Source organism: Pseudomonas wuhanensis, from assembly GCF_030687395.1.
Classification (GTDB): domain Bacteria; phylum Pseudomonadota; class Gammaproteobacteria; order Pseudomonadales; family Pseudomonadaceae; genus Aquipseudomonas; species Aquipseudomonas wuhanensis.
Map to the genome: position 1 here is coordinate 1,006,142 of NZ_CP117430.1, position 18,844 is coordinate 1,024,985.

The following is an 18,844-nucleotide window of genomic DNA, read 5'->3' on the forward strand; positions in this document are numbered from 1 at the left end:
TCACAGGCTGCTCGTGCAGTCACCCATGACTTCGTATGTCACGCGATGGGTCTGGCCCTGATGATCGACATACTCCATGGTCGCAGGCACAACCGCGCAGGCGGTTGCGGTGTTCGTCACTGAAACCACCTTGGCGATGTCCAGCGGCTGCGACGGGTTGTATGAGGTGGCGGCTGGCTCGTTTCCGGCGGCCAGGGCCGAGGTGGCGACGAGGGTCAGAAACAGGCTGATCAAGGTTTTCATCTTTCCGTGCTCCGTGTTGATTCCGATGCTTGGATTTTAGTCTTTGCCCGCTATCGATAAAGGGGCATGGGGCTGATTCAGCCTTGCAGGAAACGTAACAATCGCTGGCTCTTTTTGATCGGGTACATATCCGTTTCTGCGGTAACGACCGCCTATGGTTCCGCCCTTACGGCGGGTCACTTTCGAAAAGCGCGAAAGTGACTCGCTGTAAGAGCGAAACCATAAGCCGCCGTTACCGCAGCAACGGATATGTACACGATCAGAAAAGAGCCGCCATTGCCGCAGCAACGGATATACCCCCAATCGTAAAACGCCCCTCCAGAGCAAAGTCGAAGGGCGGTGTAGACTGAAGCCCTGTTCTCTTTCGGCAAGACAAGGGAGTATGCCCAGCCATGATCGGTGCCGAGTTACTGTCACCCCAAACCCTCACAGTGGGTTGGCTGATCTATATTCCGGTGCTGATCTGGGCCATTGCGCGAGCCCCTTGGGTCGAACTGTTCAGCGATAGCCGCCGTCAGCATTTGTTGTTCGGCACGGTGTTCGCACTGTTCATGCTCTGGCTGGTGCGACGGGACTTCGACACCGGCGTGTCCTATCACTTCATCGGTATGACGGCGGTGACGTTACTGCTCGATTGGCCGTTGGCGATTGTCGGCGGGTTGGTCGCGCAAGCGGGATTGGTGCTCCTCGGACGGCAGGACATGGTGGCCATGGGGGTCAACGGCGCGCTGTTGATTCTGCTGCCGGTGCTGGTCACCGAGTGCTGCGCAATCCTGGTCGAACGCGCGCAGCCGCGTAATCCCTTTGTGTACATCTTCTGTTCCGGTTTTTTTGCCGCTGCGTTGTCGGCCCTGTTGTGTTTGATTCTGGCGCTCACATTGCTGTGGTACGACGAACGTTTCGCCATGCCCTATTGGCTGATAGATTTTGTCGGTTACCTGTGGCTACTGATTTTCCCGGAAGCCTTTATCAACGGCATGGTGGTCAGCGCATTGGTGGTGTTCTGCCCCGAATGGCTGGAGACGTTCAATCGTACGCGCTACCTTTCGGCGCCCTGGAAGGACGACGATCCCAAATCTTGATCCACATCAAACTCAAAAAACGTTGCCGAATCCATGCTCCGGAAAACCTTCAGGAGTATCGAAATGAGTGTGTATGAATGGGCCAGGCAGGAGTTGCGTCAGAGTCTGGATGTGGCGCAAGAGGTGGGCTTTGATCCGGGATTGAGCCTGCGCGCCTTGCTCAGTGCGGTGGTGCAGCAGAGCAAGGCGGTACGCAATATCGAAGACTTGGCCGATGAGTTGCGGTTTCTCGCCGAGAACCTCGACGAGGGCCAGGACTATGGCTTTATGCGGCCCTGACGGTCGGGGTCAGTGACGCGGGTCGAAGTCGCCGCTGAACAACTCGTCCTCGGCATCGGGGGCCACCGGAATCTTGTGTTCTTCCGATGCCCAGGCGCCCAGGTCGATCAGTTTGCAGCGGTCCGAACAGAACGGCCGGTTGACGTTGCTGGTGACCCATTCGACGGGAGCGCCGCAGGTTGGACAATTGACGGTTGGGGTTTGGCTCATGACTGGCCTCCACGCAAAGTAAGGTAAAAGTGATGCAGGCGTTCGACCTCGCTGTGCAGCCAGGCAAGGTCGCGGTCATTGACCACCACATCGTCGGCATGGCTCACGCGGTCCTGTCGGCTGGACTGGGCCTTGAGGATCGCCTGAACCTGCTGTTCGCTGGTCTGGTCACGTTGCAGGGTGCGTTCGATCTGTAACTGTTCCGGGGCATCGATCACCAGGACCCGCTGGGTCATGGCGTACTGCCCGGACTCGATCAGCAGCGGCGAAACCAGAATCGCGTAAGACGATTGTGCCTTGGCCAGATGGTGGGCGATCTCCTCGGCGATCAGCGGATGCAGCAGCGCTTCGAGCCAGCGGCGTTCATCCGGGACTTCGAAAATCAGCTTGCGCAGTGCCGCGCGATCCAGTTGGCCGTCGGCTTGCAGCACGCCGGGGCCAAAGTGCTCGGCGATCTTCGCCAGTGCCGGGCGACCGGGTTCGACCACCCAGCGAGCCGCATGATCGGCGTCCACCACGTGCACGCCCAGATCGATGAAGTGCTGGGCTGCCGCGCTTTTGCCGCTGCCGATGCCGCCAGTCAGACCGAGAATCCAGGGTTTTTCCACAGGGGTATTCATTTCAAACCGACAAACTGCCAATAGAAGCCGGTTATTTGACCACCCCAGAGCAAGGCAATCCAGCCGGCAATCGCCAGATAGGGGCCAAAGGGCAGCGGCGTCGAGGTTTTTGCGTCCCGCAGGCGCAGCAAAATCACCCCGATGATGGCGCCCAGCAGCGATGACAGCAGGATGGTCAGCGGCAGGATTTGCCAGCCGCCCCAGGCGCCGAGCATCGCCAATAGCTTGAAGTCGCCGTAGCCGATGCCGTCCTTGCCGGTGATCAGCTTGAACAGCCAGAACACCGTCCACAGCGCCATGTAGCCGGCCACCGCGCCCCAGAGCGCGTCATGCAGAGACACGAAGAGCCCGAAACTGTTGACGATCAACCCCAGCCATATCAACGGCAGCACCAGCACGTCCGGCAACAGCTGGTGTTCGGCGTCGATCAGGCTCATCGCCAACAGGCCCCAGCTCAGGACCAGCACCATGCAGGCCTGCCAACCGAAACCGAAATGCCAGGCGACGAACGCCGATAGCACGCCGCAGGCCAGTTCGGTCAGCGGGTAACGTTTGCTGATCGGCGCCGCGCAGTTCGAGCATCGTCCACGTAAAAACAGATAACTGAGCACGGGAATGTTTTCCCAGGCTCGAATCCGATGGCCGCAGTCGGGGCACTCGGAGTGAGGCAGTATCAGGTTGTAAGTCGGGCCAGGGACTTCGGGTGGCAAATTCAGTACCTCGTGGGCCTGCAGGCGCCATTCACGCTCAAGCATTTTCGGCAGGCGCCAGACCACCACATTGAGGAAACTGCCGATCAGCAAGCCGATCACCAATGCAGTGATCACGAAGGCCTGCGGGTTGAGACTCAGAAATTCGTTCAAGGACATATCAGATCGCTGAGCCAAGTTGGAAGATAGGCAAGTACATCGCAACCACCAGGCCGCCGACGATAACCCCCAGCACCACCATGATGAAAGGCTCCATCAGACTGGTCAGGTTATCGACCATGTTATCCACCTCGTCCTCATAGAAACTCGCGACCTTGTCGAGCATGTCGTCCAGCGCACCGGACTCTTCACCAATGGCCGTCATCTGGATTGCCATGTTCGGAAAGATGCCGGAAGTGCGCATGGAAAAATTCAGCTGCATGCCAGTTGAAACGTCCTGCTTGATGCGTAACACCGCTCGCTTGAACACGATGTTGCCAGTCGCGCCCGCCACTGAATCCAGGGCTTCGACCAGTGGCACCCCGGCGGCAAAGGTCGTCGACAAGGTGCGGGCGTAACGGGCCACGGCGGACTTGTACATGAGCGCGCCAACCAACGGCAGTTTCAGCAGCCAGGTGTCCATCCGGTCCCGAAAGCCCGGGGACTTTTTAAAGGCATGGCGGACGCCGAAGACCAGCGCACCCAGCATGCCGAGCACCATCCACCACCAGGCCTGCAGGAACTCCGACAAGCCGATGACCATCACGGTGAACGCCGGCAGCTCGGCGCCAAACCCCGAGAACACCGACTCGAACTGCGGCACAACCTTGACCAGCAGAATCCCGGTCACAATGATCGCGACGAACACCACCGCCAGCGGGTAAGTCATGGCTTTCTTGATTTTGGCCTTGAGGCTTTCGCTCTTTTCCTTGTAGGTCGCCACTCGTTCCAACAAGGTATCGAGGGCGCCGGCCTGTTCGCCGGCATCCACCAGGTTGCAGTACAGCTCATCGAAATACTGGGGCTTTTTGCGCAGGGCTGCGGCGAAGCTGTTGCCGGCCGCGACTTCCTGTTTCACCTCGTCTACCAGCTTGCGCATGTTCGGGTTATCGAAGCCCTCGCCGATAATGTCGAACGATTGCAGCAGCGGTACGCCGGCTTTCATCATGGTCGCCATCTGCCGGGTAAACAGGGCAATGTCCAACGCCTTGATGCGTTTGCCGGCACTGAAAATGGACGCGGTTTTTTTCCGCACCTTGCCCGGGTTGATCCCTTGCTTGCGTAACTGGGCCTTGATCAGCGCGGGATTTTGGCCGGTCAATTCGCCGGTCATTTTTGTGCCTTTTTTGTCTGTGCCTTCCCAGGCGTATACGCTGATTTTCGCTGCTTTGACCGCCATGTTCAGTCCTTCGTGACCCGGTTGATTTCTTCAAGGCTGGTGATGCCTTGCATGGCCTTGAGCAGGCCCGAAGTACGCAGGTCGTTGAAGCCGTCCTTACGCATCTGGATGTCGATTTCCAGTGAGTTGCCTTCGGCCATGATCAGCCGTTGCAGGTCTGGGGTGTTCTTTACCACTTCATAAATCCCTACTCGCCCTTTGTAACCGCTGTTGCACTGATCGCAACCGATCGGTTCATAGATCGTGAACGAGCCGATGCGTTCCTCGGGAAAGCCTTCTTTGAGCAACGCCTCGCGGGGAATCTCGATGGGCTTTTTGCAATGACTGCACAGTTTGCGCGCCAGGCGCTGAGCGATGATCAGGCTGACCGAGGTCGCGATGTTGAAGCCCTGAATCCCCATGTTGTGCAGGCGTGTCAGGGTTTGCGCGGCGCTGTTGGTGTGTAGGGTGGAAAGTACCATGTGCCCGGTCTGGGCAGCCTTGATGGCGATTTCGGCGGTTTCGAGGTCGCGGATTTCGCCGACCATGATCACGTCCGGGTCCTGACGCAGAAACGAGCGCAGCGCCTGGGCGAAATCCAGTCCTTGCCTGGGATTGACGTTGACCTGGTTGATGCCTTCCATGTTGATTTCTACCGGGTCTTCGGCGGTGGAGATATTGATGTCGACGGTGTTGAGGATGTTCAACCCTGTATAGAGCGACACGGTCTTGCCCGAGCCGGTGGGACCGGTCACCAGAATCATCCCTTGTGGCTGCTTGAGGGCGGCCATGTACAGGTCTTTCTGGTCGGGTTCGTAACCGAGGGCATCGATGCCCATTTGGGCACTGGACGGGTCGAGGATCCGGATCACCACCTTCTCGCCCCACAGGGTTGGCAGGGTGTTGACCCGGAAGTCGATGGAGTTGCTTTTGGACAGGCGCATCTTGATTCGCCCGTCCTGGGGTTTGCGCCGTTCGGAGATGTCGAGACTGGCCATGACCTTCAGCCGCGAAGCAATGCGGTTGGCCAGTTGTGTCGGCCTTGCGACCTCTCGCAGCATGCCATCGGTGCGCATCCGCACGCGGTAGATTTTTTCATAGGGCTCGAAATGCAGGTCGGAAGAACCGCTCTTGATCGCGTCGAGCAGCATCTTGTGGACGAAGCGCACCACGGGCGCATCATCGGTATCTTGCCCCGGGATGGAATCCTGGTGCTGGTCATCGACCGACTCGATGTCCAGCCCGTCGAGGTCGACATCGGCCATGTCTTCCAGACCGGTGGAGGGGTTGTCGAAGAATTTTTCGATGGCGTCGCTGAGCTTGTCTTCCTCCACCAGAATGGCTTCGGTGCTCAGCCCGGTGCTGAACTGGATGTCGTTGATGGCTTGATGATTGGTCGGGTCGGAAATCCCCACGAACAGCTTGTTACCCCGTCGCCAGAGGGGCAGGGCGTGGTGCTGGCGGATCAGTTTCTCGCTGACCAGCCCTCGGGGTTGGGTGTCCTTGTCCAGGCAATTGAGGTCCAGCAGGGCCATGCCGAAATGCTCCGAGGCCACCTCGGCGACTTGCCAGCTCTTCAGCAGTTTGTTTTGCACCAGATAGCTGACCAGCGAGATTCGATTGCGTTGGGCTTGTTGATACGCCTGTTGCGCACTTTGATCAGTGATCAGCTCGGCCAGTACCAATTGCTTGGCCAGACCGCTAAGGGCAATGTCATTCATTGGGATACCGGCCGCAGACAGTTAATGACTTATAGCCTAGTCAAGCAGTGGAACCAAACCGGCCGGGGTGAGGTGACAAAAAGTGTCAGATAGTGCGGTTCCTTGGAGTAGGAAAGGTCTTTGCCGCGATCTCGCGCCCAGCAGGCAGGGGCGCGCGCGGCTTGGCATGACCTGTGCTGTGCCTTGTTCAGATCATGAGATTTCGACTCATGCATGGAGCCTGTCTATGAAAAATCAAAAAGGTTTTACTCTGATTGAACTGCTGATCGTGGTGGCGATCATCGGGATTCTGGCGACGTTTGCATTGCCACAGTATTCGAAGTACCAGGCGCGGGCGAAGGTCACTGCCGGCCTTGCAGAAATATCGGCACTGAAGGTGCCTTTCGAAGACATCATCAACCAAGGCACCAACCCTACCCTCGAACTGATCGGCGGTACGACGACTACAGGCAATTGCACGATTACGGCAACAGGTACCGCCTCTTCCGGTGTTGGCAGTATTGGCTGCACGATTCTCAATGCCCCGGGACCGGTGCTCAGCAAAACCATTACGCTTTCACGCACACTCGCTGGCGGCTGGACTTGCGCCACTACGGTTGAACAGGAATACGCTCCTAAAGGCTGCACTGGTGCTGCTGCCGCTGGCTCTTGATCCATTGTCATCCTGCCAATGCCCCGCCTTTCACGACGCGGGGTATTTTTTTGCTCGTCATTTGAGGAGCGCACCAATAATCAAGAAAACCCCCCGACAATTCATGGCCTTAGGCCGGCGTTAAAACCCGCAAGTTGCATGTAGATAATTTCGCAGTCATGCAATTTGCATGATTTCGGAAATTATCATTGTGGTTAACTTGTTGATTTAAACGGTTTTATTTTTTATGTCGCTGTTGGCACAGCGTTCGCACTACCTCCTGTAACCCTGCTGACAAGACACGCAGCAGACTTTCCAGAAATACAGGAGTTACTCGTATGAAGAAGTTCGCTATCGCTGCCGCTACTGCTACCGCGTTGACCCTGACCATGGCCAACGCTGCATTTGCACAGACCACCCAAGCGACTCAGGCACCCATGATGCTGGCCGCCGGTGAAGTCACTGAAGCGAAAGAGGATGTTTCCGATACCTGGATCACAACCAAAGTCAAAGCAGACCTGGTAACCGAAAAAGGCATCCCCGGCACCGACATCAAGGTCGAAACCAACAAAGGCGTTGTATCCCTGTCTTCCACCACTGTGCTGACAGATGCTCAGAAAGCCACCGCCGTGCAAATCGCCAAGAACATCAAAGGCGTCAAAGCGGTGTCCGCTGACGGCCTGAAATCGGAGTAAAACAAGGCTTCTCGCCTGGACCGGGAGAAGGTGCGGTAGGCGGGCCGAGTCATACGTCTGCCGCTACTTGAGAGTTCATGCGAAGGCCACAAGGATGTGGCCATTACAGGCCCCGGCATTCGTGTCGGGGCCTGTTCTATTGGGAACAACGCAAAAACAACTGTGGGAGTGGATTCAATTCCCACGCTTGCTGGTGATTCGAACCAACCGGTTGCCTTCAAAGCGCAGGTACTGGTACATCCCGCTGTTGGGCCCGTAGGTCCATTCCTCGACCTGAAACTCTTCCCGCCGATTGGCACTACGCTTGTAGCCCAACAAGTCGCGGGCAACCGGCTCTCCGCATTTCTGCAGCACTTCGCCGGACCTGTCCCCCACGCTGATCAATTGACTGCCGCAGCGCAAGGTATCGGCCGCTGCTGTCTGGCCGGCAACCAGCAACAGAGCCAGGCTCAAAAGCCAACGTGCGCCCATCACTCGGCATCCAGATGCATGGGGGTGATAACGCGGCCATCGCTTTGTGCCTCACCGAGGCTGGCGTCGATGAAGTACACGCGGTCATCGGCCAATTGACCCTTGTCCACCAGAAAATCCTTGATGCTGCTGGCCCGTTCTTGCCCCAGTTGACGTAACAGAACTTCGCTGGAGCTCCAGAAGGCGATCACGCTTTCACGCATTTTTTTGCTGCGTTCTTCCTTGCCCAGGTCCTTCCATTCGGCGGGCGGCTGGGTCTTCAGGCGTGTGCGGTAGATCCCTTCGAGCAGCGGGCCTTTCTCGCTGTCCGGCACTTCCAGCAATGAGGCCTGGGCCGGCACCTTGTCACCGCGACGCTGGAGCATCTTGTAGTAGTTGTACTGGTATTCCCGTTCCAGGCGTTGCTCGGCAATCAGCGGACCATCGCTGCTCTTGGCTGCAGTGCCTTCGATTTCCAGGCGCAGGGCCGGACGTTCCTTGAGCGCCTGGGACAGCTTGACCAGCGCCGCTTCGGCGTCTTTGCTCAGGTCGCTTGAGCCCGGTGCGAATGCCACTGTGCCCAAGTCTTCCGAACCACCGCCGCTGACCAGCCCGCCAATCATTTTGAATGGCGCGGCGGCGGCTTTCACGATCAGGTTGCGCAGGGTCTGCCAGATAATAGGCATGACACTGAACTGTGGGTTGTTCAGGTCGCCGCTCACCGGTAGCTCAATGGAAATCTTGCCGTCGACATCCTTGAGCAAGGCAATCGCCAGTTTCAGCGGCAGGCTCACGGCGTCCGGGCTGTCGACCTTTTCACCCAGTTGCAACTGCTCGACCACCACTTTGTTTTCGGCCAGGAGCTGGCCGTTGGAGATCTTGTAATGCAGGTCGAGATTGAGCCGGCCCTTGCGGATACGGTAACCGGCGAACTTGCCGGAGTAGGGCGTCAGGGTGGTCAGTTCCACGCGTTTGAAACTGGTGGCGATGTCCAGGCTGGCCATCGGGTCGAACGGGTTGACCGAACCCTTGATGGTCACCGGCGCATAGCGGTCGACCTTGCCTTTGACGTCGACGCTGGCCGGTTTTGCCTGGCGGCTGTCGATGGTGCCGATCTTGCCGTTGAGCTGTTGAACCGCTGTGGCGAAGTTCGGGGTCAGGCTGAAGTCGGCGAAGTTGGCCGAACCGTCATTGATGGCAATGCCGCCAATGTGGATGCCCAGCGGTTTTTCTTTTCCGGCTGCAGGCTTGGCCGCGGCGGTAGTGGCGCCGGAATCGGCCGGTTGCGGGATCAGCAGGTCATCGATGTTGGTGGTGCGATCATCGTTGATCATGAAGCGTGCATAGGGCTGGAACAGGTTGACCTTGTCGATCGACAGGCTGTCGCCATGCTGATAGTTCAGGCCTTCGAGCACCAACTGTTGCCACTTGAGGAAGTCGCGGGTTTTCAGGGTGTCGAGGGTATGCAGTTGATCGACCTGGGCTCGTCCAGTGACGTTGAACGCCAGCGGCTCGGTGCTTTTCAGGTCGACCGCCAGATCACTGCCCAGCATGCCGCTGCGCAGTTCGAGACGAATGAACGGGTTGATGTAGGACTGGGCGACGCGCAGGTCGATGTCCTTGGTCTGCACGTTCAGTTTGGCGCTGATCGGGGCCAGATTGACCACGCCGTCCGCGGTGATCTTGCCTTGCTTGCCCACGCCGGTGTCGAGTTTGAGGTTGAAAGGTGAGCCATTGAGGCTGTCGAAATTTTGCAGGTCCAGGTTCAGTGGGCCCAGCTCCAGCGCCACCGCCGGTTGTGCCTTGCGGTCGGCCAGGTGCACCTGATAATCACGTAGCTGCACGTCTTTGAGCAGCACCTGCCAAGGCTTGCTCGGCGCGGTCGGTTCAGGCTTCGGCGAATCGGCCGCCGCTGGTGCGCTGGTCGGCTCGGCATTGGCCTTGGCGGCCGCTTTGGACGGCTGACTGGCGAACAGTTTTTGCCAGTCGAGTTGCCCGTCGGCTTCGAGTGCGGCCCAGGTTTCCAGTTTCTGGCTGCGAATCTTGCCGACCACCACTTGCTGTTTGGCCAGGTCCACGGTGGTTTCGCTGATGTCCAGCCGCTCGAGCTTCGCCAGCGGTCGGCCGTCCGCAGTCTTGATGGCGAAAGGCGCGACGCTGACGGCAACGTTGCTCAGCAGCAGTTCGGTTTCCTTGGCCAGGTTGAGTTTGTAGTCGGTGCTGAGGCTGACGACGCCATCTTCGAGTGCGAGTGGCACAGCATCGCGCACATAGGGCCAAAAGGATTTCATCTTGCCATCGGTGATTTTCAGCTTACCTTCGGAGGCGATCGGGATCAGGCTGAAGTTACCGGTCCAGTCGATCTGTCCACCTGCCGGGCCGACGGCCACCAACGTCATGTCGGCGCTGTCTTCGGGCAAGGTGCTGAGGTTTTTCAGTTCGAAGTCGAGTTTGTCGTAGAGGAATTCGATGGGTTCGCTGGGCCGTGCATCCTCGAAATGGACGGAGCCGCTGGCCAGTTTGACTCGCTCCACGCGCAGCGGGAATGGTTTGGCGTCCGGATCGGCCGGGGTCGGTTCGCTGGCGGGGATTTTGAACAAACCGAGCAGATTGAGCTTGCCGTCCTTGCTGAAGAGGATTTCGGTCTTGGGTTTGTCCAGTTCAATATCGGACAAGTGCAGCGCCTTGGTCCAGAGGCTATCGATCTGCAGGTTGGCGTACAGACGTTCGAAGCCCACTTGTTCCTTGCCCGGTTCGCCGATGACCAGGCCCCAAAGGGTGACTTCAAGACTGAACGGGTTGAGTTCGATCCGCGAAATCGTGGCGGGCGTCGTGGCGTAGTTGGCCAATTGTTGGTTGGCGATTCGCAACGCGATGCCCGGCAAAATCAGAAACCCCAACAGGCTATAAAGAGCCAGGGCAGTCAACAAGGCGCCGATAGCGCGAATCAATCCTTTGGGCATGTGCGGCTTCATCTGTCGGAATCGGAGTGCCTTGGAGTATGGCATGCGTTTGCGGTTCCGAAGCAACCACGCTTTATAGGATTTATCTGATTATCGGCGTGGAATTTCAAAGCTGCAGGATCAGCGTTTTCAACGGCGGCTGCTGGTCCATCGACGGGAAATCGCTGCCCGGCGTCAGCACGCTCCACTCACGCACCGGGCGCCCGGCCTTCTCTGCGCAGCGCAGAACCTGTTCGCGCCAATCGTCCATGCTGACTTTCGCCAGGTTGTTGCAGCAGATCAGCACGCCATCGTCGGCGGTGGTCAGCAGCGCCGGTTTGAGCAGGCTCTGATAGTCGCGCAACAAGTCGACCGTGCCAAAGGCACTCTTCGCCCAGGCCGGAGGATCAAGCAGCACCAGATCGTACTGACGCGGGTCCAGACGTTGATAGCTCGGCAGTTTCTGGCCGCGACGCTGACTGATCGGCAGACCGGCCAGTTGGCGAATCGCCGGAAAGTAATCGGACTGAATGAATTCCATCGTCGGCAATTGCGGGTTAAGCAGACCGTTCTCGCGGCCGACCGCCAGATTGCCTTCGGCAAAGTCCAGGTTACACACCTCGCTCGCCCCACCCGCCGCGGCGCTGAGGCCGACGCCACAGGTATAGGCAAACAGGTTCAGTACACTTTTGTTTTTGCTGTGCGCCTTGACCCAGCCGCGAGCGTTGCGCAGGTCGAGAAACAGCAGCGGGTCCTGACCAGCGTGGCGCCCGCGAACCCGGTAGTTCAGTCCCCATTCGTGGCCGATCAAATCATGCAGGGCGGCTTCGTCGGCGCGGTAGACGGTGTCTTCGCGGTCGATGCGCGAGTTGCCACGGGAACGGTCGTTGTAGACCAGCAGGGTGTCGAGGCCCAGCTGTTGATTGACGATCTCGTGCAGTTGCAGCAGGGCGTCACGCTCCAGTGCCTGGTGAAAACTCTGCACCAACAGTTGCGGGCCGTAGCGGTCGATGGTCAAGCCGCCGGCGCCTTCCTGGCTGCCGTGGAACAGGCGATAGCAATCGGTACCTTGCTGATGCAACTCGGCAAGCAGCTCCTGACGACGATCGAGGGCGGCGCGCAGCGCCTGATTCAAGGGAGACATGCTGGGCGCCTTGCAGGAGGGAATTGGGGGCGCGGGAGTTTAACACTGTGGCGAGGGGGCTTGGGAATGCCTCACCGGACGCTCTGCGGCTGCTTCTGGGACGCGGAGCGTCCCCTGGCTGCATTCCCACGCAGAGCGTGGGAACGATCATTGCGCGAACGATTTACGAGTTCAGGCGTTTGTCGATCAAACCCTGCACCACGCTCGGGTCGGCGAGGGTCGAGGTATCGCCCAGGCTGTCCAGTTCGTTGCAGGCGATCTTGCGCAGAATTCGTCGCATGATCTTGCCCGAACGGGTTTTCGGCAGGGCCGGCGCCCATTGGATCAAGTCCGGTTTGGCGAAGCTGCCGATTTCCTTACTGACATGCGCGAGCAATTGTTTCTTCAGTTCGTCGTTGGGTTCGGTGCCATTCATGGGCGTGACGAAGGCATAGATACCCTGGCCTTTGACGTCATGGGGATAACCGACCACGGCGGCCTCGGCGATGCTGTCGTGCAGCACCAGCGCGCTTTCGACTTCGGCCGTGCCGATGCGGTGCCCGGAGACGTTGATCACGTCGTCGATGCGCCCCGTGATCCAGTAATCGCCATCCTCGTCACGACGGGCGCCATCGCCGGTGAAGTAGTAGCCGGGGTAGGGCTTGAAGTAGGTTTCGATCATCCGTTTCGGGTCGCCGTAGACGCTGCGGATCTGCGCCGGCCAGCTGGACTTGATGGCCAGTATGCCGCTGCCGGCGCCTTTGATTTCCTTGCCGTGTTCGTCGAGCAATACCGGTTGCACACCGAACATCGGTTGGGTGGCGCAGCCGGGTTTGATCCGTTGAGTGCTGACCAGCGGGCTGAGCATGATGCCGCCGGTTTCGGTCTGCCACCAGGTATCGACAATCGGGCAGCGCTGCTCGCCGACCGTATTGAAATACCACTCCCAGGCTTCCGGGTTGATGGGTTCACCGACGGTGCCGAGTAACCGCAGGCTCTCGCGGGACGTTTCCTTCAACGGTTCGGGACCTTCACGCATCAGCGCGCGCAGGGCGGTCGGCGCGGTGTAGAAGATGTTCACGTGGTGCTTGTCGATCACCTGCCAGAAGCGCGAGGTGCTCGGGTAGCTCGGCACGCCTTCGAAGATCAGCGTGGTCGCCCCGTTGGCCAGCGGCCCGTAGACGATGTAGCTGTGGCCGGTGACCCAGCCGACATCGGCGGTGCACCAGAAAACTTCACCGTCGCGATAGTCGAGCACGTACTTGAAGGTCATGGCTGCTTGCAACAGATAGCCGCCGGTGGTGTGCAGCACGCCTTTGGGTTTGCCGGTGCTGCCGGAGGTGTAGAGGATGAACAGCGGGTCTTCGGCGTCCATCGGCTCTGGTGGGCAGTCGTCGCTGACGTCGCGCAAAGCCTGGTGGTACCAGATGTCCCGATCGTCGACCCAGTTAACCTGGCCTTGGGTGCGTTCGACCACGATCACGGTGTTCACGCCGGGGCAGCTTTGCAGCGCGGTGTCGACGTTCTTTTTGAGCGGCACGAATTTACCGCCGCGCACGCCTTCGTCGGCAGTGATCACGGTGCGGCAATCGGCGTCGAGGATCCGGTCACGCAACGAGTCTGGGGAGAAGCCGCCGAACACCACCGAATGAATCGCGCCGATGCGCGCGCAGGCGAGCATGGCATAGGCGGCTTCGGGGATCATCGGCATGTAGATGCACACGCGGTCGCCTTTCTTCACGCCACGGCTTTTGAGCACGTTGGCCAGTCGACAGACGTAGTGATGGAGTTTTTTGTAGGTGATCTGGGCGGATTCGGCGGGGTCATCGCCTTCCCAGATGATCGCGATTTGATCGCCGCGTTTTTCCAGGTGACGGTCGATGCAGTTGTAACTGACGTTTAACGTTGCGCCAGCGAACCAGCTCGCCTCACCGGTTTTCAGGTCGTAACGCTGGACAGTTTGCCACGGCGCGCTCCAGTCGAGAAAGCGGGTGGCCTGTTCGGCCCAGAAGGTGCTGGGGTGCTCGATGGATTGGCGGTACAGGCGTTGGTAGTCGTCTTGACTTAACTGTGCAGCCCGGCGGACGGCATCGGCTTTGGGGAACGTGCTGATATCGAACATGACGGTTCCTTATTCTTGTTACGACAAGTAATAAAGATGCGCCGAGTGGGGAAAGGGTTCAATACAGAAAACAAACACAAACCTGTAGGAGTAGAGCTTGCTCGCGAAGCAGGCGCCTCGGTGTATCAAATACACCGAGTCATCGTTCTTCGCGAGCAAGCTTCGCTCCTACAGGACTGCATCAAATCACCCGCGGTGACGACCGCGGAAGTAGTTGATCAAGCCTTGGGTGGAGGCATCGTCGGCCGGTGTTTCTTCGCTGCCGACCAGGCGGTTGTAGACGCCTTTGCCCAACTCCTTGCCCAGCTCCACACCCCACTGGTCGAAGGCGTTGATGCCCCAGACCACGCTTTGCACGAAGACTTTGTGTTCGTACAGCGCCACCAGTGCGCCAAGACGGCGCGGGCTGATGCGCTCGACCACCAGGGTGTTGCTCGGACGGTTGCCCGGGATCACCTTGTGTGCCGCCAGCTTCTGCACTTCGTCCTCGCTCATGCCCTTGTCACGCAGCTCGGCTTCGGCCTCGGCGCGGGTCTTGCCCAGCATCAGCGCCTGGCTTTGCGACAGGCAGTTGGCGTACAGCCACTGGTGGTGGTCGGACACCGGGTTGAAGCTGACGATCGGCACGATAAAGTCGGCCGGAATCAGCTGGGTGCCCTGGTGCAGTAACTGGTGATAAGCGTGCTGACCGTTGCAGCCGACGCCGCCCCAGATCACCGGGCCGGTATCGGTGGACACTGGCGTGCCGTCCTGGCGCACACTCTTGCCGTTGGATTCCATGTCCAGCTGTTGCAGGTGTTTGGTGATGTTGCGCAGGTAGTGGTCGTACGGCAGGATCGCGTGGCTTTGCGCGCCCCAGAAGTTGCCGTACCAGACACCGAGCAACGCCAGCAGCACCGGCATGTTCTGTTCGAATGGCGCACTCTGGAAATGCTGGTCCATGGTGTAGGCACCGGACAGCAGTTCCTTGAAGTTCGACATGCCGATGGCCAGGGCAATCGGCAAACCGATGGCCGACCACAGCGAGTAACGCCCGCCGACCCAATCCCACATCGGGAAGATGTTCTCTTCGCGAATACCGAACGCCACCGCCGCCGCGTTGTTGCTGGAAACGGCGATGAAGTGACGGTACAGCTCAGCTTCCGAACCACCCTGAGCCAGATACCAGGCGCGTGCGGCCTGGGCGTTTTTCAGGGTTTCGAGGGTGTTGAAGGATTTCGACGAGACGATGAACAGCGTGGTCTCGGCGCGCAGCTTCATGGTCAGTTCGTGGAACTCACTGCCGTCGATGTTCGCCAGGTAATGGCAGCGCACGCCTTTCTGGGCGTAGGACAGCAGCGCTTCGGACACCAGCTCAGGGCCTAGGAACGAGCCGCCGATGCCGATATTCACCACGTCAGTGATCGGCTTCTCGGTGTAACCACGCCACAAGCCGTCGTGGATGCGGCCCACGAGGTCGGTGATCTGGTTCAGCACCTTGTGCACGTCGGGCATCACGTTGACGCCGTTGACCGACAGCTTGTCGCCCACCGGGCGGCGCAGTGCGGTGTGCAGCGCGGGGCGGCCTTCGGAAGAGTTGACGATTTCGCCATCGAACAGCGCTTTGATTGCGCCTTTGAGGTCGACTTCGTTGGCCAGGCCCACCAGCAGATTGCGGGTCTCGGCGTTGATCAGGTTTTTCGAGTAGTCGAGAAACAGGCCGCAGCTGCTGAGGGTGAATTGAGTAAAACGCTGCGGATCGGCATTAAAGGCTTCGCGCATGCTGAAATCCTGCATGGCTTGGCGGTGGTCATTCAACGCTTGCCAGGCGGGCAGAGCGGTAACGTCGTGAGGAGTGCGGTAATACGCCATCGCTGCGGTTTTCCTTTTACTTGAACGGCCTTTTGAACACTAAAAATCCCGGAGCGCTGCGGGTGGGCGTCCGGTCAACTGCGTCGACACGATTTCTGGCGCAGGGCGAATACAGTAAACCTAGCGCTGCAATCTGTCTTGACTTTGTCTGACCTGCTCCCGGTACTTTTTTAACATTTAAACAGGGAGCGGTCCGACAAACGGAAGCCTGACAGGGGCAGTGGCTCGATCAGGCCACCTGAACCGGAATGGCATTACTGGTGTGGCTCAGCTCGTTACCCGGCGCCATGTAGAGCATGCGCGGCTTGAAATTAAGCAGCTCGGCTTCGCTGTAGTGGGCGTAAGCGCAGATGATCACGCGGTCGCCGACCTTGGCCTTGTGGGCCGCGGCACCGTTGACCGAAATCATGCGCGAACCTTCTTCGCCACGAATCGCGTAGGTGGTGAAGCGTTCGCCGTTGTCGACGTTGTAGATCTGGATCTGTTCGTACTCACGGATGCCGGACAGGTCCAGCCATTCGCCGTCGATGGCGCAGGAGCCTTCGTAATCGAGTACAGCATGGGTGACTTCGGCGCGATGCAGCTTGGCCTTTAGCATGATGGCGTGCATGAGTGTTTCCCCAGGGCGGAATCGAACGGCGGGCAGTTTGCCCGAAGGCTTTGTGAGCGGCAATACAGTCTGGACACGACGCAGATCCAATGTGGGAGCAGACCTGTGGCGAGGGGGCTTGCCCCCGTTTGAGTGCGTAGCACTCACAGGATCTTTGGTATATCAGAGATTTTGGGGCTGCTTCGCAGCCCAACCGGGGCAAGCCCCCTCGCCACAGGCCCGCTCCCACAGGGTTTGGTGGTGTTTATGCGGGCGCGTCGAGGTTCAGGTGCAGGTTGTCGATCAACCGCGTCGTGCCCAGGAATGCCGCCACCAGAATCACCAGATCCCGATCTTCCGCCGTCGCCGGACGCAAGGTCAGCGCATGGCGAATTTCCAGATAATCCGTACGCAGGCCGGCGGCTTCAAGCTGTTTGATCTGCTCGTTGATCAACGTCGGGTAATCCCGCTCACCCTGTTTAATTGCATCGGCAATATGGGTCAGGGTGCGATAGACCACTGGCGCGACGGCACGCTGTTCTTCGCTGAGGAAACCATTGCGTGACGACAGAGCCAGACCATCGGCGGCACGCACGGTGGGTTCGCCGATGATCTGGATCGGCATGTTCAGGTCATGCACCAGGGCGCGAATCACCGCCAGTTGCTGGAAGTCTTTCTGGCCGAAGATCGCCAGGTCCGGCTGGACCATGTTGAACAGCTTGCTGACGACGGTCGCCACCCCTTCGAAATGCCCCGGACGGCTGGCGCCGCACAGGCCCTCGGACAGTTGCGGAACGCTGACGCGGGTTTGCCCGGCCATGCCGTCGGGGTACATTTCTTCGACGGTCGGTGCGAACAGCAGATGGCAACCGGCCTGGAGCAGTTTCTCCTGATCGGCGGCCAGGGTCCGCGGGTACTTGTCGAGGTCTTCGCCGGCACCGAACTGCAGCGGGTTGACGAAAATGCTCGCGACCACGAAATCCACCCGTTGGATGGCTTTGGTGATCAGCGCGATATGCCCGCTGTGCAGGTTGCCCATGGTCGGCACGAAGCCGATGCGCTTGCCTTCGCTACGGGCACGGGCCACGGCGGCCCGCAGTTCGCGTACGGTTTTTACGGTGTTCATGCAGAGAATCCGTGTTCGATACCGGGGAAAGTCGCCGCTTTGACTTCAGTGACGTAAGCGCTCAAGGCGGTTTGAATGCTGGTTTGGCCAGTCATGAAATTCTTCACGAATTTTGGTACTCGACCGGTAATGGACAGGCCCAGCATGTCGTGCAGGACCAGTACCTGGCCGTCGGTGCCACTGCCGGCGCCGATGCCGATTACCGGGATCTTTACCGCCTGGGTGATTTCTTCGGCCAGTTCGCTGGGCACGCATTCGAGCAGCAGCATGGCCGCACCGGCCTGTTCCAGGGAGATGGCATCGGCACGCATTTGCCGCGCCTGGTTCTCGTTGCGGCCCTGGACTTTATAGCCACCGAGGATGTTGACCGATTGCGGCGTCAGCCCCATGTGCGCGCACACCGGGATGCCACGTTCGGCCAGCAGACGGATCGAGTCTGCGAGCCACAACGCTCCTTCAACCTTGACCATGTGCGCACCGGCCTGCATCAACAGGGCGCTGTTGGTCATGGTTTGTTCGGTAGTGGCGTAGGACATGAAGGGCAGGTCGGCGAGGATCAGGGCATCGGCGTTGCCGCGTTTGACGGCCGCCACGTGGTAGGCCATTTCAGCGGTGGTCACCGGCAGAGTGCTGTCGTGACCTTGCAAGACCATGCCGAGGGAGTCGCCTACCAGCAGCACTTCAACCCCGGCCTCATTGCAGGCATGGGCGAAGGTCGCGTCATAGCAGGTCAGCATGGTGATCTTTTCACCTTTCTGCTTGAGGCTCTGGAGCGTGGTCAGGGTGATGGCTGGCATGAAAAAAATCCTCATTACAGGCGCTATGGAAACTACTGCGAGTAACGCGCGTGATTCGTCATTTATACAGGCGCACCTTCTTTCGTGGTGCTTGTAAGGCCTGGATTGCGCCCTTTGGCGCCGCGTTGGCGGCAGCGGGACGCCTATAGTCGTGAGGAGAACCCGGGAAGTCAATTGCGTGTGTTACCGCATTGTTACGCGTGGGGTGTTACCGGCGTTACTGATGCGATTCAGCAGGTTTTTGTTGCTGAAAATCTTTGATACGACAGAAACCATTGTGGGAGCGGGCTTGCCCG

The 18,844-nt window shown here is 59.1% G+C and carries 18 protein-coding genes; 4 read left to right on the top strand and 14 right to left on the bottom strand.

The window, feature by feature from the left end:
• The gene (locus tag PSH88_RS04745) at window positions 1-243 is read right to left on the bottom strand and encodes a DUF2790 domain-containing protein (protein ID WP_305425144.1); all 243 of its coding nucleotides are present in this window, start codon (window positions 241-243) and stop codon (window positions 1-3) included.
• A gap of 392 nt (window positions 244-635) precedes the next feature.
• Between PSH88_RS04745 and PSH88_RS04750 the strand changes: the two genes are divergently transcribed.
• Both PSH88_RS04750 and PSH88_RS04755 read left to right on the top strand, forming a co-directional pair.
• Window positions 636-1,325: an energy-coupling factor ABC transporter permease gene (locus tag PSH88_RS04750; RefSeq protein WP_305425145.1), complete on the top strand. Its 690-nt coding sequence runs from the start codon at window positions 636-638 to the stop codon at window positions 1,323-1,325.
• Between the two features lie 63 nt (window positions 1,326-1,388).
• Window positions 1,389-1,604 (top strand): hypothetical protein, encoded by a 216-nt coding sequence (locus PSH88_RS04755; protein ID WP_007938959.1) that lies wholly within the window; start codon window positions 1,389-1,391, stop codon window positions 1,602-1,604.
• A gap of 9 nt (window positions 1,605-1,613) precedes the next feature.
• Here PSH88_RS04755 and yacG read toward each other — a convergent pair whose 3' ends face one another.
• From yacG to pilB, 5 genes are read right to left on the bottom strand one after another with little or no spacing between them, the layout of a single operon-like run.
• On the bottom strand, window positions 1,614-1,814 hold the full coding sequence (gene yacG / locus PSH88_RS04760; RefSeq protein WP_305425146.1) for a DNA gyrase inhibitor YacG: 201 nt from the start codon (window positions 1,812-1,814) through the stop codon (window positions 1,614-1,616).
• Window positions 1,811-2,434, bottom strand: coding sequence for a dephospho-CoA kinase (gene coaE, locus PSH88_RS04765; RefSeq protein WP_305425147.1), 624 nt, complete (start codon window positions 2,432-2,434; stop codon window positions 1,811-1,813). The genes yacG and coaE overlap by 4 nt, the downstream gene beginning before the upstream one ends.
• Window positions 2,431-3,303 (bottom strand): prepilin peptidase, encoded by an 873-nt coding sequence (locus tag PSH88_RS04770; RefSeq protein WP_305425148.1) that lies wholly within the window; start codon window positions 3,301-3,303, stop codon window positions 2,431-2,433. The genes coaE and PSH88_RS04770 overlap by 4 nt, the downstream gene beginning before the upstream one ends.
• A 1-nt stretch (window position 3,304) precedes the next feature.
• Window positions 3,305-4,522, bottom strand: a complete 1,218-nt coding sequence (locus PSH88_RS04775) for a type II secretion system F family protein (RefSeq protein WP_305425149.1) — start codon at window positions 4,520-4,522, stop codon at window positions 3,305-3,307.
• Between the two features lie 2 nt (window positions 4,523-4,524).
• Window positions 4,525-6,222 carry a type IV-A pilus assembly ATPase PilB gene (gene pilB, locus PSH88_RS04780; protein WP_305425150.1) on the bottom strand — a complete coding sequence of 566 codons (1,698 nt, stop codon included), beginning with the start codon at window positions 6,220-6,222 and terminating at the stop codon, window positions 4,525-4,527.
• A 226-nt stretch (window positions 6,223-6,448) separates the two neighbouring features.
• On the opposite strand from pilB, the gene PSH88_RS04785 reads away from it, so the two are divergent.
• Both PSH88_RS04785 and PSH88_RS04790 read left to right on the top strand, forming a co-directional pair.
• Window positions 6,449-6,874 carry a pilin gene (locus PSH88_RS04785; protein WP_305425151.1) on the top strand — a complete coding sequence of 142 codons (426 nt, stop codon included), beginning with the start codon at window positions 6,449-6,451 and terminating at the stop codon, window positions 6,872-6,874.
• A 317-nt stretch (window positions 6,875-7,191) separates the two neighbouring features.
• The gene (locus PSH88_RS04790) at window positions 7,192-7,548 is read left to right on the top strand and encodes a BON domain-containing protein (RefSeq protein WP_305425152.1); all 357 of its coding nucleotides are present in this window, start codon (window positions 7,192-7,194) and stop codon (window positions 7,546-7,548) included.
• 174 nt (window positions 7,549-7,722) lie between these two features.
• Here PSH88_RS04790 and PSH88_RS04795 read toward each other — a convergent pair whose 3' ends face one another.
• From PSH88_RS04795 to panB, 8 genes are all read right to left on the bottom strand, one after another.
• Window positions 7,723-8,019, bottom strand: coding sequence for a DUF2845 domain-containing protein (locus PSH88_RS04795; RefSeq protein WP_305425153.1), 297 nt, complete (start codon window positions 8,017-8,019; stop codon window positions 7,723-7,725).
• Complete coding sequence (locus tag PSH88_RS04800; protein WP_305425154.1) at window positions 8,019-11,006, bottom strand: DUF748 domain-containing protein; 2,988 nt, start codon at window positions 11,004-11,006, stop codon at window positions 8,019-8,021. The genes PSH88_RS04795 and PSH88_RS04800 overlap by 1 nt, the downstream gene beginning before the upstream one ends.
• Before the next feature lie 61 nt (window positions 11,007-11,067).
• Entirely contained in the window at window positions 11,068-12,084 is a 1,017-nt protein-coding gene (locus PSH88_RS04805) for a class I SAM-dependent rRNA methyltransferase (protein WP_305425155.1), read from the bottom strand.
• Between the two features lie 163 nt (window positions 12,085-12,247).
• On the bottom strand, window positions 12,248-14,185 hold the full coding sequence (gene acs / locus PSH88_RS04810) for an acetate--CoA ligase (RefSeq protein WP_305425156.1): 1,938 nt from the start codon (window positions 14,183-14,185) through the stop codon (window positions 12,248-12,250).
• 186 nt (window positions 14,186-14,371) lie between these two features.
• Entirely contained in the window at window positions 14,372-16,036 is a 1,665-nt protein-coding gene (gene pgi, locus PSH88_RS04815) for a glucose-6-phosphate isomerase (protein WP_038981528.1), read from the bottom strand.
• 229 nt (window positions 16,037-16,265) lie between these two features.
• Complete coding sequence (gene panD, locus PSH88_RS04820) at window positions 16,266-16,646, bottom strand: aspartate 1-decarboxylase (protein WP_003228271.1); 381 nt, start codon at window positions 16,644-16,646, stop codon at window positions 16,266-16,268.
• 244 nt (window positions 16,647-16,890) lie between these two features.
• Complete coding sequence (panC, locus tag PSH88_RS04825) at window positions 16,891-17,751, bottom strand: pantoate--beta-alanine ligase (protein ID WP_305483474.1); 861 nt, start codon at window positions 17,749-17,751, stop codon at window positions 16,891-16,893.
• Window positions 17,748-18,548, bottom strand: a complete 801-nt coding sequence (gene panB / locus PSH88_RS04830; protein WP_305425159.1) for a 3-methyl-2-oxobutanoate hydroxymethyltransferase — start codon at window positions 18,546-18,548, stop codon at window positions 17,748-17,750. Before panB ends, panC begins: the two co-directional genes overlap by 4 nt.
• Window positions 18,549-18,844: the final 296 nt, after the last annotated feature.